This window comes from Saccharopolyspora rhizosphaerae (assembly GCF_003931915.1).
Lineage (GTDB): Bacteria > Actinomycetota > Actinomycetes > Mycobacteriales > Pseudonocardiaceae > Saccharopolyspora > Saccharopolyspora rhizosphaerae.
In genome coordinates, this window is sequence record NZ_RSAA01000015.1 from 261,572 (window position 1) to 273,695 (window position 12,124).

Below are 12,124 nucleotides of genomic sequence, written 5' to 3' on the forward strand. Positions count from 1 at the left end.
GGGACTGAGACCTGGTGCCCGAGCAGGGTGGAGGTCGGCATCCTGGTCATCATGTTGCCTCGGGTGCTGGTGGTCGACGACGAGCCGGGAGTGCGCGCTGCGCTGCGCCGCGGGTTGACCGCGGAAGGCATGGAGGTCAGCGTCGCCGCCGACGGTCCCGAGGCGCTGCGCCTGACCATGACCGGCGCCTTCGACGTCGTGCTGCTCGACGTCATGCTGCCCGGCATGTCCGGTTACCGGGTGCTGGAGCGGATGCGCGAGCAGGACGTGACCACCCCGGTGCTGCTCATCTCGGCCAAGAGCGGCGAGGTCGACCAGGCCGACGGGCTCGACCTCGGCGCCGACGGCTACCTGGTCAAACCCTTCTCCTTCCTCGTGCTCGTCGCCCAGGTGCGGGCGTTGCTGCGGCGGCGGGACAACGCCGGTCAGCAGGCGTGCCTGCGGGTGGGGGCGCTGGAGATCGACCGCAGCAACCGCGAGGTGCACTGGAACGGCCAACCGGTGACGCTCTCACCGCGCGAGTACGGGTTGCTCGTCGCGCTGGCCAGCCACCCGGAATCCGTGGTTCCCAAGGACGACCTGCGGCGCATGGTGTGGGGCGAGGAGCAGTTCGTCACCCGCAACGTCGTCGAGGTCTACGTCGGCTACTTGCGGCGCAAGCTGTCCGCGGTCGGTGCCGGTGAGCTCGTGCAGACCGTGCGCGGGCAGGGCTACCGGGTCTGCTGCGACGCATGATCAGGGGAATGCGCGGGTGGTGGCAGCGCCGCACCATCCAGTTCCGCACCAGCGTCGTGGCCGCCGCCGTCGCGCTGATCGGCCTCGGGGTCGTCGCCCACGCCGGAGCCGGCATCGTCAGCTGGCTCTTGATCGACTCCGTCGACGCCGACCTCAAGCGCATCGCGGGCGGCGCCGCCGACCAGGTCGCCGCGGGCACGCCGATCGTCGGCAGGCCCGACGTGCGGGTGCTGGAGGAGGGCACCGGCGCTCCGGTGGACGGGTTGCCCAGCGCGAACCTGAGCGAGTGGCAGATCGTCGAGCTCAGCGCGGGCAGCGGGGTCCTCGACTTCGTGGCGCCCGCCGAGCTGCACCGCTGGCGCGGCGTCCCGGTCACCGATCCCGCAGGCCGGCACCTGCTGGTGGCCGCTGAAGCACGCCTGGTCGGCTTCGCCGACACGGCCGGGCGCACCGGCAAGCTGCTCAGCTTCGGATCGGTGGTGGCAGCGGCCCTCGTCGGGTTCGCGACCTGGCTCGTCGTGCACCGCTCGCTGCGGCCGGTGGACCGGATCCGCAGCGCCGCCGCCGGCCTGCCCGAGGGTGAGCGGTTGCCGGTGCCCGAGGCCGCCGACGAGATCCGGGCCCTGGCCGAGGAGCTCAACACGATGCTCGCCCGCCGCGACGCCGACACCGAGCGGCTGCGCAGGTTCACCGGGGACGCCGCGCACGAGCTGCGCAACCCCGTCGCCTCGATCCGCGCTCAGGCCGAGGTCGCGGTCATGCACCCCGATCCGGACATCGCGCACGAGACGCTGCAGGACATCGCCCTCGAAGCGCAGCGGTTGTCCACGCTGGTGGAGAGCCTGCTCGCGCTCGCCCGCGCCGAGCGGGAAGCCGAGCCCACCCAGCCGGTGGACCTGGCGGCGGCCGTGCGGGAGGTCGCCGAACGCCTCGGCAACGACGTCGAGCTGGACGTGCCGGCGGAGCCGGTGCTCGTGCTCGCCGCGCCGGCCGAGGTCACGACCGTGCTGGAGAACATCATCGGCAACGCCCTGCGCTACACCCGGACGCTGGTGCGGGTGTCGGTGCAGGCCGAGCCGGGGATGGGCGTGCGCGTGGTCGTCGACGACGACGGCCCGGGCATCCCGCCGGAGCACCGGCCGCGCGTGTTCGACCGCTTCTACCGGGTCGAGCCCGACCGTGCTCGGGCGACCGGTGGTGCCGGGCTCGGCCTCGCGCTGGCGGCCGAGGCGGTGCGCAGGCGCGGCGGGACCGTGCACGCGGCGGAGTCACCGGTGGGTGGTGCGCGCATCGAGGTCCGCTGGCCAGCCGCACCCTGACGTGCGGCAAGATTGCCGGGCGTGGCGGTCCTGCGGAGCACTGGTCTGATCGAGGCACCCCTGGCCACGGTGGGGGCCGCGCTGCGGCACACCCGCACGGCGGAGACCGGTCTCGCCGGGCTCGGCGTGCGAGCCAGGAGGCTCACGAGCGCTGATTCGCTGCTGGTGCCCGGCGACGAGCTCGCGTTCCGCATCGCCGGGTTGACCCTGACCACCCGGGTCGTGCGTGCCGACGTCGACGGGTTGAGCTCGGTCCTGGTCTCCGGCCCGTTGAGCCGGTTGCAGCACGACACCGTCCTCGCGCAGGTCGGGCCGCGCACCCTGCTCACCGACTCCGTGCGGTGGACCAGTCCGCTCGGGCCGCTGGGCAGGATCGGCGACGTCGCCCTCGGGCGTCGCCTGGTGCTCGGCGTGCAGGCGGCCCGCATCCGCGCCGTCCGCGCACTCGCCGAAGCCTGGGCGGACCGGGAGGTGGTGGTGGGAACCGCGATCGTGCGCGGCGGACGGCTGCTCGCCCAGCAGCGCAGCTACCCCGCCTCGCACGCAGGCCAGTGGGAACTGCCCGGCGGACGCGTGGAGCCCGGCGAGGACGAGGACGAGGCCGTGGTCCGCGAGTGCCGCGAAGAGCTCGGCGTGGAGGTCAGGCCCACCGGTCGGCTCGGCACCGACGTGCCGCTGGACAACGGGATGCTGCTGCGCGTCCACACCGGGGAGCTCACGGGTCCCGAGGAGCCCGCAGCGGTCGAGCACCGCGAGGTTCGCTGGGTGAACGCAGCGGAGCTGCCCGCCCTCGACTGGCTCGAGACCGACCGGGTCCTGCTGCACTCCCTCCGCGCACTGCTGAGCTAGGTACCTGGCAACCGAAGAGGGAGGAGGATTCACCGGCTCCGGTGACCCACTTCCGAGGAAGCGGACACCACCGGTGAGCACGTTCGGCAGGCGAGCCGCGCCCGCAGTTCTCGGAGAACGATCTTCTTCCGAGCGGAGAGAGCCACAGAATTGATCGGAAGCAAGGGCTGGTCAGGCGAGCTACATTGAGAGGATGTTTGTAGTGCTGTTGAACTACACCGCGCCCGAATCGGACATCGACGCCAACCTCGTAGATCACTACGAATGGGTCTCCCAGCATTACGACGCAGGCGACTTCATCGCCGCCGGGCACCGGCACCCCCGCAACGGGGCGGTGATCATCGCTCGGGCGATGTCCCGCGGCCGGCTGGACGCGATCCTGGCGACCGACCCGTTCGCGCTGCACAAACTGGCCCGCTACGAGGTCATCGAGTTCCACGCGCTGCGCACGATCCCGGAGCTGGCGGCCTACGCGGACCCGTTGCCCACGACCGCGCAGCGATAGCGGAACGCATGATTCCGCCGCGGTGCAGGCGCCGCGGTCAGATCACGTCGTGCTCTTCTCCTCGGCCTTCTTGCCGCTCTTCTTCCCGTCCTTCTTGCCTTCCTTCTTCCCGCTCTTCTTGCCGTCCTTCTTCGCGGCTTTCTTCTTCGCCTTCTTGACCTCTTCCTCCTTGGATTCGCGGAGCAAGGTCTTCAGGACCACGATGGGGCAGCTCTTGCACGGTGGTTGCGAATGGCAACATTCCTTCTTGACCTTGATGGTGCCTTTGCCCACGGTGCTTCTTCCTCAGACGGGTTCGGGGGTGCGGCCGAGGGTAGGCGAACCTAACCCGGTCTGGCGAACTTGATGTTCGCCCGCACCGGTGGATGTTGCACGGCCCACGTGCGCGCCGGTCGGTGATGTGCTTGCACTACGCTGGAGTCGGCCGCGTGTCGACGTAGCGCCCCCGCGGACCCGCGGGGTGACGCCGAAATGAGCTCCGCAGCAGCGGCGCAGTGGAGCCGCGGCCGGTGCCTGGCACTCAGCAGGCACCATGCGGGAGACCCGCATCCGGTGCCATCGCACAGCGGTGCATCACATCGACGAACCGCCGCGTCCTTTCCGCGCCGAGCCATGGAGTACCCGCGTGTCCGCCACCAGCGTCGCCGCCCCCACGCGCAGTGATCTGCGCAACGTAGCCATCGTCGCGCACGTCGACCACGGCAAGACCACCCTGGTCGATGCGATGCTGCGCCAGTCCGGTGCCTTCTCCGAGCGCGCCGAGCTCGTCGACCGCGTGATGGACTCCAACGACCTGGAGCGTGAGAAGGGCATCACGATCCTGGCCAAGAACACGGCGATCCGCCGTGAGACCGAAGACGGTCCGGTCACCATCAACGTCGTCGACACCCCCGGCCACGCCGACTTCGGCGGCGAGGTCGAGCGAGCGCTGTCGATGGTCGACGGCGTGACCCTGCTGGTCGACGCCAGCGAGGGGCCGCTGCCGCAGACCCGCTTCGTGCTGCGCAAGGCGCTGGCGGCGAAGCTGCCCGTGATCCTGGTCGTCAACAAGGTCGACCGCCCCGACGCCCGCTGCGCCGAGGTCGTCGAAGAGGCCCACGACCTGCTGCTGGAGCTCGCCAGCGAGCTCGACGGCGAGGTCGACCTGGACATGGAGTCCATCCTCGACCTGCCGGTCGTCTACGCCTCCGCCCGCGCCGGCCGCGCCTCGTTGGAGCAGCCGGAGGAGGGCGAGCTGCCCGCCGAGGAGAACCTCGACCCGCTGTTCGAGGTGCTGCTCGAGCACGTGCCCGCGCCGGTCGCCGACTACGACTCGCCGCTGAGCGCCCTGGTCACCAACCTCGACGCCTCGTCCTTCCTCGGCCGCATCGGCTTGTGCCGGATCCACTCCGGCACGATCCGCAAGGGCCAGACCGTCGGCTGGTGCCGCGAGGACGGCAGCGTCGAGAAGGTCCGCCTGACCGAGCTGCTGATCACCGAGAACCTCACCCGCGTGCCGGCCGAGCAGGCCTCCGCGGGCGACCTGGTCGCCATCGCCGGCGTCCCGGACATCACCATCGGCGACACCCTCACCGACCCGGACGACCCGAAGCCGCTGCCGCGGATCACGGTGGACGACCCGGCGATCTCGATGACCATCGGTGTCAACACCTCGCCGCTGACCGGCCGCAACGGCGGTTCCAAGATCACCGCCCGGCAGGTCAAGGCCCGGCTGGACAGCGAGCTGATCGGCAACGTCAGCATGAAGGTGCTGCCGACCGAGAAGCCCGACGCCTGGGAGGTGCAGGGCCGAGGTGAGCTGGCGTTGGCGATCCTGGTCGAGAACATGCGCCGCGAGGGCTTCGAGCTGACCGTCGGCAAGCCGCAGGTGGTCACCAAGACCATCGACGGCAAGCTGTGCGAGCCGTTCGAGCGGCTGACCATCGACACCCCCGAGGAGCACCTCGGCGCCGTCACCCAGCTGCTGGCCAGCCGCAAGGGCCGCATGGAGACGATGGACGGGCACGGCACCGGTCGCATCAAGCTGGTGTATGTGATCCCCGCCCGCGGGCTGATCGGCTTCCGCACCGAGTTCCTCACCGAGACCCGCGGTACGGGCATCGCCAACCACGTCTTCGAGGGCTACTTCCCGTGGGTGGGCGAACTGCGCACCCGGCACAGCGGCTCCTTGGTCGCCGACCGTTCCGGTCCGGCCACCAACTACGCGCTGCTGCAGCTGGCCGACCGCGGTTCGTTCTTCGTGCAGCCGGGCAACGAGGTCTACGAGGGCATGGTCGTGGGCGAGAACCCGCGTGCCGAGGACCTCGACGTGAACATCACCAAGGAGAAGAAGCTCACCAACATGCGGTCCTCGACCGCCGATGAGCTCGAGAAGCTGGCCAAGCCGCGCACCCTCTCGCTGGAGGAGGCGCTGGAGTTCTGCTCCGGTGACGAGTGCGTCGAGATCGGACCGGAGGCCATCCGCGTCCGCAAGATCATCCTCGACAGCACCACCCGCGGTCGCGAGCGCTCGCGGCAGAAGGCCCGCGACAACGCCTGACAGCTGGACCGAGGAGGCGGCGGCGCCGGCTCGTCCCCGGTGGGGGGGCTCAGCCGGCGCCGCCGCCGTTTCGAGCGGCTTCGTGGTGAGCACGCCGTGCGCCGGCCCAGCGCGCGGAGTCCGCGGAGCCGCAGTGCTCGCCACGCAGCAATCCCTGGACCTGGCCGGCTTCTCCGGTGGGTGAAGTCCCGTTCCGCTGCCCTCGACGGCTCGATCTCCCGGCGGCGCGAGCTGGTCGCGTGGGGTAAGGAGGAGACGTTCTTGCCGCCTCCTGGCGGCACGGGTCGTCGACCCCGATGACGATGATCGGATCGTTTCGGGAACGATGGGGGGCTCTCGCGCGTCCTGCGTTCGGGTGACACCGAGCGGCGGGCGCCCGCCCCGGGGAGGATCCTCCGGCGGCTCGATGTGAGGGAGGTTCGGCGTGTCCCAGGGTCGACGCCGCGCACGTGTTGCGGTTCCCCTGCTGGTGGCGATCGTCAGCCTGGTGGCGAGTTGCACCGACGCACCGCCGCCGCAGCTCGTGGCGCCGAACGAGACGACCAGCCCGCCCACCACGAGCACACCGTCGCAGCCGATGCCGATCGAAGTCGTCGCCGGCGTTGACGAGCTCGAGGGCGGTTTCAACCCGCACACCCTGGCCGACCTGTCCCCGACGAGCTCCGCGCTCGCCGGCCTGATGCTGCCCTCGGTGTTCCGGCCCGGCCCGGACGGCGCGCCGCAGCTCGACACCAACCTGGTGGAGTCCGCCGAGGTCGTCCCGGACGCGGAGAAGTTCACCGTGCGGTACCGGATCAAGCGGCAGGCCAGCTGGTCCGACGGAGCCCCCATCGCCGCCGAGGACTTCGTCTACCTGTGGGAGCAGCTGCGCTCGCAGCCCGGTGTCGCCGACCCGGCCGGCTACCGGCTGATCGAGGACGTCGCCTCCCGGCAGGGCGGCAAGACCGTCGACGTCACCTTCCGCGAACCCTTCGCGGGCTGGCAGTCGCTGTTCACCAACCTGCTGCCCGCGCACCTGCTGCGCGCCGCCCCGCGGGGTTGGGCGACCGTCCTCGACGACGGCTACCCGGCGTCGGGCGGACCGTTCGCGATCCGGCAGATCGACCTGGACCGCGGCGAGATCATCCTGGAGCGCAACGACCGGTACTGGGGTCCCCCCGCGCAGTCCGACCGGGTCGTGCTGCGCGCGCTCGACAAGCCGAGGCAGGTCGAGGCGCTGCGCAGCGGCGACAGCCACCTGGCCCTGTTCAGCCCGGACGCCACCACCCTCCAGTCGCTGCGCAGCCTGGGCGACCAGGTGCAGCTGATGACCGTTCCTCGCCCGGCGACCATGGAGCTGCTGCTGCGGCAGGACAGCCGGGCCCTCGCCGACGTCAGGGTCCGGCAGGCCGTGCTGGCCGCCCTGGACCGGCCCGCGCTGATCGAGGCCGGAACCGGCGGCGGTGCGCCCGGTGACCAGCTGCAGGCGCACGCGCAGGTCCTCGCCCCCTCCGAGCGCGGGTACACCCCGACCGAACCGGCCGGGGCGTTGCCGAAGCAGCCGGACCGGTCGCAGGTCGAGCGGTTGCTGACCGAGGCCGGGTACCAGCGCGCGGGCGGCACGTGGCTCCGCGACGGGCGCCCGCTGAACCTGGTGATCGCCGCGCCGTTCGAGCACGAGAGCTACATCAGCATCGCCGAGGCCGCCGCCCGGCAGCTCCGCGACCTGGGCATCCAGGCCACCGTGGTGACACCGACCGGGGACCAGCTCTTCCGCGAGATGCTCGCCACCAACCCGCACTCCGCGGAGGCCGGGACCGCGGGCACCGTCGACATGGCCGTCGCGCCGCGACCGGCCGGCGGCGACCCGGCGGCCACGATGGCCTCGTCGTACGGCTGCCCGGGCGTTGACCCGGACAGCGAGCAGCCGCTGCCCTACAACGCGGCCGGGTTCTGCGACCAGCTCCTGCAACCGACGATCGACGCGGCGCTGGGCGGGCGGCTGCCCTTCCAGCAGGCCTCCGCCAACGTCGAGTCGGTGCTGTGGCGGGACGCGATCGCGCTGCCGCTGTACCAGCAGGCGCAGGTCCTGGCGCTGAGCAAGGAGGCCAGAGGCGTCCAGCCGGGCTTCGGCTTCGCCGGGCCGTTCTCCACGGCCGCCCAGTGGCTCGGAACACCGGCTGAGAACGACGGCTATTAACACCAGGCCTCTTCCGCCCGCGCCGGCCCTCTGACCAGCGCAGACAACCTGGGTCCCCTCGAGGCCTCCGGGATGACGTCTCGCGCGAGGTGTCATCCCCTCACCCGGACGAGTGGGCGGTGGGTTCTACCTCGGGGCGCACCGCGGCCATGTCGTCCGTGCCTGGTGGAGGTGGAGCGTGCGTGGGGGTGCTGCCGCGATGGCCGTGGTCTCCGCGGGCAGCCCGGGGCGGTGAACCCGACGTGGGATTCCGTTGGTCCGGTCGGGGGTGGGCGGCCGTTGGTCGTCCGGGGGTGGGCGGAGATTAGTCTGGACCGGTGACGCTGACGGCCCCACCGCGGTTGCTGCTGGTACACGCGCATCCAGACGACGAGACCTTGTGGACCGGCGGGACGATTGCCCGCTACGCCGCTCGCGGGGTGCAGGTCACCGTGGTGACCTGCACGCTCGGCGAGGAAGGCGAGGTCATCCCGGAGGGCTTGCAGGAGCTGGTGGCCGACCAGGCCGACCAGCTCGGCGGCTACCGCGTCGGTGAACTCCGTTCTGCCTGCGCCGCGCTGCGAGTCGCCGACCAGCGGTTCCTGGGCGGTGTCGGCCGGTGGCGCGATTCCGGGATGCTCTGGGAGCAGCCCGGTCAGGCCACCGCTCGACCCGACGCGCACCCGCGCGCCTTCGCCCTCGGCGAGCCCGAGCCGCAGACCCAAGCCCTGGTGGACGTCCTCGACGAGGTGAAACCGCAGGTCGTCGTGACCTACGCGGAAGACGGCGGCTACGGCCACCCCGACCACGTCCGCGCCCACGAGATCACCCGCGCGGCGGTCGAGCGCGTGCCGGAGGTGGACCGGCTGTTCTACGCGGTGCCCTCGCGGGACTCGCTGGCCGCCGGGCTCGCTGACCTCGCTCGCTCGGAGGACCTGCCCTTCCACCTGCCCGAGCTGCACGAGCTCGCGAGCGTGCCCGACGAGTCGATCACCACGGTCATCGACATCGCCGAGCACCTGCCCGCCAAGATCAGCGCGCTGCGGGCGCACGGCACCCAGGTCAAGGTCTGGGTGGAGCAGTGGCGCAACGGCGACGGCGTCGCCGCGTACGCGCTGTCCAACGGCGTGGCGCACCCGATCCAGCCCACCGAGCACTACGTGCTGGCCGAGGGGCCCGCGGACGGGTGCGAGACGGACCTGTTCGGCGGCCTCGGGGTGTGCGGTACCGAGCCGGTGGGGGCCCGGTGAGCCGCGCCGACGCTGCGGTGTTCGGGTTCCTGCTGCTCAACACGGTGCTGCTGGCGATCCTCGAGCTGTTGTACCTGCCGCTCTACATCGGCTCGGTGCAGTTCCCGATCTCCGCAGCGGTGGCCGCGGTGACGACCCCGCTGCTGGTCGCCGAGGCCGGCCGGATCTCGAGGAGCCGCCGCGTCGCCGGCGCCCCGCTGGTGCTGTGGTTCGCGGTCGTGCTCGTCTTCGGCGTCTTCGGCCCCGGCGGTGACGTCGTGCTGCTCGGCAGCGACTGGCGGACGCTGCTGCTCATCGGGGGCGGAGCCCTGCCCAGCGCGATGATGCTCGGCATGGTCCTCGCCAAACCGGGCCGCTGACGAGTTCTGCTGGGGCTCCTGCCTCGAGGTCGGCAGAATGGGCGCCCGGGAGGACCCATGGCTGAAGTGTTGACCGACGAGCGGGTGGCCGGAGTGCTGCGGCCGTTCGTCCGGGCCGCCACGCCCGTGCTGGCCGCCTTGCGGGAGGCCGACCCGGTCCGGTTGCGGGGCCGGGAGATCGACGCCCTCGGCGACGGGACGCTGCACAAGCTCCTGCGGCAGCTCGACTCGATGCAGGTGCCGGGCAGCTCCACCTGGGACGCGATGAGCGTCGACGAGCGCTGCGACTGGTGGACGCTGCGCGTCGGCCGGTTCCTCGCGCTCGCCGCGGGCCTGCCGCGCTTCGGCGGCGCGATCACTTCACGGTTGCCGCTGCGCAACGCGCTGGGCATCACCGGGCAGAGCCTGGTGCTGTGCGCGATCGCCGGGGAGCACGGGGTGACCGATCGGGCGGTGCAGGTCCAGCTGATCGCCTCGGTGCTGCTCGGGCGCGAGATCAGCCCGGAGCTGGCCGCGGGCCGGGTCGAGGACGAGGCGCGCTCGCAGGAGCTCACCGAGGACCTCGACGCCTCGACGCGGAAGCACGGCAAGGCGACGCTGAAGTCCGTGGTGCGCACGGTGTGGCGGATGGCACGTGCGCTCTGGGAGATCGACTCGGAGCTCGACAAGAGGCCGCAGGGACGGCTCCACCACCAGCTGCTGGGGAACGTCCCCGTGGTGGGTGTCGTGGGGGGTTACCTGGGAGAACGTTCCGCCCTGAAGCGCATCGGCCGGAAGGGGGCGGAGTGGGTGCGGCGGAACGGTTTACGCCGTTAACCGGACCGACGTAGAGTCGTCACACCTCCCGAGCCGTGGGACCAGTTACGCGCGCAGGGGGGTGCGAGAGATACTGTCAGCAGTCGCGCCAGGAGATTCCTGCGCGCGCGTTGGACAACGCTTCGAGCAGGAGTGCAACCGTGACCTACGTGATCGCCGAGCCCTGCGTGGACGTGCTCGACAAGGCCTGCATCGAGGAGTGCCCTGTCGACTGCATCTACGAGGGCGGGCGGATGCTCTACATCCACCCCGATGAGTGCGTCGACTGCGGTGCCTGCGAGCCGGTCTGCCCGGTCGAGGCCATCTACTACGAAGACGACGTGCCGGACGAGTGGGCCGCCTACACGAAGGCGAACGTGGACTTCTTCGACGATCTCGGTTCGCCGGGTGGCGCCGCGAAGGTGGGCAAGGTCAACAAGGACGTCGAGCCCATCACGAGCCTGCCGCCTCAGGGCGAATGAGCTCCCCGACCGGCCCGGGCGCGGTGGCGTCCGGGCCCCGGCTCCCTGACTTCCCCTGGGACTCGCTGGCACCGCACAAGGCGACCGCGAACGCCCACCCGGACGGCATCGTCGACCTGTCCGTGGGCACCCCGGTCGACCCGGTTCCCGCGCAGCTCCGGGAGGCCTTGGCCGCCGTGGCGGAGGTGCCGGGCTACCCGGCCACGCACGGCACGCCTGCCCTGCGCGAAGCGGCCGTGGAGTCGCTGCGCAGGCGGTACGGCATCACCGGTCTCGAACCGGACGCCGTGCTGCCCACCATCGGTTCCAAGGAGCTCGTGGCGTGGCTGCCCACGCTGCTGGGCGTGGGCCCCGGCGACGTCGTGGCGATCCCGGACCTGGCGTACCCGACCTACGAGGTCGGGGCCAAGATCGCCGGCGCCGAGGTCGTGCGGCTCGCCCCCGGTGAGCTGCCGCCCGGCGGGACCAAGCTGCTCTGGCTGAACTCGCCGTCCAACCCGACCGGCCGCGTGCTCACCGCCGACGAGCTCGGCCGGATGGTGCGCGCCGCCCAGGACATGGGCGCGGTGGTCGCCTCCGACGAGTGCTACCTGGCGCTGGGCTGGGACGCCGAGCCGGTCTCGGTGCTGCACCCCTCGGTCGGCGCCGCGCGCGACGGCCTGCTGGCGGTGCACTCGCTGTCGAAGTCGTCGAACCTGGCCGGCTACCGCGCCGGGTTCGTCACCGGTGATCCGGTGCTTGTCGCGCGGCTGCTGGAGCTGCGCAAGCACGCCGGCATGATCGTGCCGCGCCCCGTGCAGGAGGCGGTCACCGCCGCGCTGCGCGACGACGAGCACGTCGCCGAGCAGCGCGAGCTCTACGCCGCTCGCCGTGCGGTGCTGCGGCCCGCGCTGGAGTCCGCCGGCTTCACCATCGAGCACTCGCAGGCCGGGCTGTACCTGTGGTCGACCCGGGGCGAGGACGCGTGGGCGACGGTGGAGCGGCTCGCGCAGCGAGGTGTCCTCGTCGCGCCGGGCACGTTCTACGGCCCGGACGGAGCCGAGCACGTGCGCATCGCGTTGACCGCCACCGACGAACGCGTCGCGGAAGCCGCCAAGCGCCTGGGGTGAGGACTCCTGCTGCGCAGCGGTGCG

12 protein-coding genes are annotated in these 12,124 nt (G+C 71.7%); 11 read left to right on the top strand and 1 reads right to left on the bottom strand.

The window, feature by feature from the left end; genetic code table 11:
* Positions 1-51: 51 nt before the first annotated feature.
* The 4 genes from EIL87_RS16105 (at position 52) to EIL87_RS16120 (ending at position 3,408) form a co-directional block, all read left to right on the top strand.
* Positions 52-735: a response regulator transcription factor gene (locus EIL87_RS16105; RefSeq protein ID WP_125091353.1), complete on the top strand. Its 684-nt coding sequence runs from the start codon at positions 52-54 to the stop codon at positions 733-735.
* The gene (locus EIL87_RS16110) at positions 732-2,054 is read left to right on the top strand and encodes a sensor histidine kinase (RefSeq protein WP_125091354.1); all 1,323 of its coding nucleotides are present in this window, start codon (positions 732-734) and stop codon (positions 2,052-2,054) included. Before EIL87_RS16105 ends, EIL87_RS16110 begins: the two co-directional genes overlap by 4 nt.
* A gap of 21 nt (positions 2,055-2,075) precedes the next feature.
* Positions 2,076-2,903 carry an NUDIX domain-containing protein gene (locus EIL87_RS16115; RefSeq protein WP_233576292.1) on the top strand — a complete coding sequence of 276 codons (828 nt, stop codon included), beginning with the start codon at positions 2,076-2,078 and terminating at the stop codon, positions 2,901-2,903.
* A gap of 193 nt (positions 2,904-3,096) precedes the next feature.
* Positions 3,097-3,408, top strand: coding sequence for a YciI family protein (locus EIL87_RS16120; RefSeq protein ID WP_125091355.1), 312 nt, complete (start codon positions 3,097-3,099; stop codon positions 3,406-3,408).
* Positions 3,409-3,450: 42 nt separating this feature from the next.
* Here the strand turns inward: EIL87_RS16120 and EIL87_RS16125 are convergent, their stop codons facing one another.
* Positions 3,451-3,609: a hypothetical protein gene (locus tag EIL87_RS16125; protein ID WP_199740475.1), complete on the bottom strand. Its 159-nt coding sequence runs from the start codon at positions 3,607-3,609 to the stop codon at positions 3,451-3,453.
* 424 nt (positions 3,610-4,033) lie between these two features.
* Here EIL87_RS16125 and typA point away from each other — a divergent pair, with 424 nt between their 5' ends.
* The 7 genes from typA to dapC all read left to right on the top strand — a co-directional run bounded on the left by typA (position 4,034) and on the right by dapC (position 12,100).
* Positions 4,034-5,947 carry a translational GTPase TypA gene (gene typA / locus EIL87_RS16130; protein WP_125091357.1) on the top strand — a complete coding sequence of 638 codons (1,914 nt, stop codon included), beginning with the start codon at positions 4,034-4,036 and terminating at the stop codon, positions 5,945-5,947.
* 424 nt (positions 5,948-6,371) lie between these two features.
* Complete coding sequence (locus EIL87_RS16135) at positions 6,372-8,126, top strand: ABC transporter family substrate-binding protein (RefSeq protein WP_199740440.1); 1,755 nt, start codon at positions 6,372-6,374, stop codon at positions 8,124-8,126.
* Positions 8,127-8,443: 317 nt separating this feature from the next.
* Positions 8,444-9,355 (top strand): N-acetyl-1-D-myo-inositol-2-amino-2-deoxy-alpha-D-glucopyranoside deacetylase, encoded by a 912-nt coding sequence (gene mshB, locus EIL87_RS16140; RefSeq protein WP_125091358.1) that lies wholly within the window; start codon positions 8,444-8,446, stop codon positions 9,353-9,355.
* Positions 9,352-9,714, top strand: a complete 363-nt coding sequence (locus EIL87_RS16145) for a hypothetical protein (protein ID WP_125091359.1) — start codon at positions 9,352-9,354, stop codon at positions 9,712-9,714. The genes mshB and EIL87_RS16145 overlap by 4 nt, the downstream gene beginning before the upstream one ends.
* Before the next feature lie 57 nt (positions 9,715-9,771).
* Positions 9,772-10,530, top strand: coding sequence for a hypothetical protein (locus tag EIL87_RS16150; protein ID WP_125091360.1), 759 nt, complete (start codon positions 9,772-9,774; stop codon positions 10,528-10,530).
* 140 nt (positions 10,531-10,670) lie between these two features.
* Positions 10,671-10,991 (top strand): ferredoxin, encoded by a 321-nt coding sequence (fdxA, locus tag EIL87_RS16155; protein ID WP_125091361.1) that lies wholly within the window; start codon positions 10,671-10,673, stop codon positions 10,989-10,991.
* Positions 10,988-12,100, top strand: coding sequence for a succinyldiaminopimelate transaminase (gene dapC, locus EIL87_RS16160; protein WP_125091362.1), 1,113 nt, complete (start codon positions 10,988-10,990; stop codon positions 12,098-12,100). The genes fdxA and dapC overlap by 4 nt, the downstream gene beginning before the upstream one ends.
* Positions 12,101-12,124: the final 24 nt, after the last annotated feature.

Bases quoted from the DNA above. Each gene is read 5' to 3' on its own strand.
- EIL87_RS16120 (WP_125091355.1), top strand. From the start codon at position 3,097: ATGTTTGTAGTGCTGTTGAACTACACCGCGCCCGAATCGGACATCGAC.
- dapC (WP_125091362.1), top strand. From the start codon at position 10,988: ATGAGCTCCCCGACCGGCCCGGGCGCGGTGGCGTCCGGGCCCCGGCTC.
- EIL87_RS16150 (WP_125091360.1), top strand. From the start codon at position 9,772: ATGGCTGAAGTGTTGACCGACGAGCGGGTGGCCGGAGTGCTGCGGCCG.
- EIL87_RS16105 (WP_125091353.1), top strand. From the start codon at position 52: ATGTTGCCTCGGGTGCTGGTGGTCGACGACGAGCCGGGAGTGCGCGCT.
- EIL87_RS16110 (WP_125091354.1), top strand. From the start codon at position 732: ATGATCAGGGGAATGCGCGGGTGGTGGCAGCGCCGCACCATCCAGTTC.